This is a genomic window from Bacteroidota bacterium, assembly GCA_034723125.1.
GTDB lineage: Bacteria > Bacteroidota > Bacteroidia > CAILMK01 > JAAYUY01 > JAYEOP01.
Genome location: JAYEOP010000489.1, coordinates 1 through 1,871, shown reverse-complemented (window position 1 = coordinate 1,871; position 1,871 = coordinate 1). Strand labels below are relative to the sequence as shown.

The window sequence follows — 1,871 nt, the reverse complement described above, 5'->3', positions numbered from 1 at the left end:
AATTTGCTTGAGGACTTGGATTTACATAAATATTTTTTGTGCCTGTATCAATGCAATGAGAATCATACTTAACAATTAATGTTACAAGAAATGTGTCTGCATTTAAATAATTGTGATTTAATAATTTTGATGTTGAAGTTGTGCTATCTCCCAAATCCCAATAATAATTTGTAGTGTCAGGATTATTTATTGTATCGGCAACAAAATTAAATAAATTTTCATTAAGGCATTGTGTTCTGTCACTTATTGTAAAATCAGTTGAAGGAAAATATATATTTACATTTTTTGTCTTACTTCTTTCACAGCCGTAATCTGACAGAACTGTTAGTTTTACATTGAAATTTCCTTTTGTTAAATAACTATGAGAAACAGTATCAATATAGGCAGAAGAAGAATCACCAAAATCCCAAGCTAAAGTATATGAGCCTGCACTTATTGATGAACTATCTGTAAAAACAAAGTTGTTACTGCTCAAACATTGTGCATTATCATTAATTGTAAAATTAGCTGTTGGATAAAGACTAATTCTTATATCTCTGATAGTTGTATCAGTTAAACCATTATAAAAAACAATAAGTGAAACATCATAAATTCCTGTATCAGTAAAAATATGAAAAGGAGCATAAGAAGTTGAAGTATCCCTTGAACCAGATAAAGAATCATCAAAGCACCAAATTAAAGAATCAATATGAGAACTGTCTGAAAGAGTGAAAAATGTAGTATCTTCATAGCAAGTACCAACTGCATTGAAAAATGGTTTGAAGAAGTAGGATTGGATGAAGGAGGGGAAGCCACTTTTACATATTCCTCCTCCAAGAGAAACTGAATGAAACTCAAAATGGCACGCTGTATCTGCATTATTCGGGTCATTAATTACAGAAATATGATATCTACCGAATTCTCCAACATAAAGCTTTCCATTTATGGCAACCTGGATATCACTTATAAATGAGTAACAAGATGTTCCGCTCGTAGAATTTATTAATTTGCCTGAATTGATAATTGAAGAATCTGAGCCTGCATTTAAATCAAATTGGAATATATCAGAATCATTAGCTGAAATATATAATTTTGAACCGTTAGGTGAAAATTCAACTGCCCCAGCATTAGTCATTCCGGTAATTGACAAGGAATTTAATAAAACCCCAGTATTTGTATTAAAATCAAGTAAATCAATATGAGGATTATAATAAATATAATTACTATTAAATTCATTTGTATCATAAATAATTGAGGCTATTTTTTTCCCATTAGGAGATACTTTTAAATACCCTGATGATGGTGTAAATATATTCGAATTTGAATCATAAATTGCAATATTAGGTGTTCCTGTATAACTAATTACAGGATTAGGATCAAGACCTGCATTGCTAAGTTTGTGAGCATAATATGCATTTGAATTTAATTTATGGGTAATTATCCATACAGATGTATTATCAGAATGCTTTACTGCAGTTAACCCCCCAGTAGTCCTATTGTAAATAAAGTTATTTTTAGATATTACTTCTCCAAGTCCGTTTTGCAAATTCATATCAACTATTGAATAACATAAACCCTCTATTCTACCAGCTCCTTTTATAGTAAATAAATAGTATATTGAAGAACTACCGGGTAAAGGAACAATTATTATTGGTTGATTACCCAATTCCCCTAATAATCCCGTGCCATTTGTCATGTAAGTATGATTTTTATTCCAAATTTTTTTCCCTGATGCATAGAATAATAAATTACCATTTACATCTGAAATTGTAGCACAACCACAAAGTGTAGCTAATGCACCATTTGTAAGTACAGTAGGAGTGTCTTGCTTAAAATTCAAACCGGCATGGATACCGAAGTACCAATTTTCTGCTTCGCGTTGGGCAAAAGTA

1 protein-coding gene is annotated in these 1,871 nt (G+C 30.8%); it reads right to left on the bottom strand.

What is annotated here, in order from left to right:
- The coding region (locus tag U9R42_12665) for a PKD domain-containing protein (GenBank protein ID MEA3496870.1) at positions 1–1,871 on the bottom strand (1,871 nt) is incomplete at both ends.